Below are 371 nucleotides of genomic sequence, written 5' to 3' on the forward strand. Positions count from 1 at the left end.
GGCAACGTGCTGGCGTCGAACGGCTCGGTGGTGCCGAAGTTCAAGGCCCAGATCGAGGCCGGCGGCCCCGTGACGGTCACGCATCCCGACATGGTCCGCTACTTCATGACCATCCGCGAAGCTTGCGATCTCGTCATCACGGCGGCAACGCATGCGCTCGGAACGCAGCGTCCCGACGTCTCGGTCTACGTGCTCAACATGGGTCAGCCGGTGAAGATCGTCGATCTCGCCGAGCGCATGATCCGCCTCTCGGGCCTTCAGCCCGGCTACGACATCGAGATCGTGTTCACCGGCATGCGGCCGGGCGAGCGCCTGCACGAGATCCTGTTCGCCTCCGAGGAGCCGACCCGCGAGATCGGTGTCGCCGGCAT

Annotated in this window: 1 protein-coding gene; it reads left to right on the forward strand. The window is 66.0% G+C overall.

Going from position 1 to position 371, the window contains the following annotated elements; all coding sequences use genetic code 11:
* The coding region (locus tag AC0L3X_RS47450) for a polysaccharide biosynthesis protein (protein ID WP_473317657.1) at nt 1-371 on the forward strand (371 nt) is incomplete at both ends.

The organism is Bradyrhizobium sp. MI1.7, from assembly GCF_055811795.1.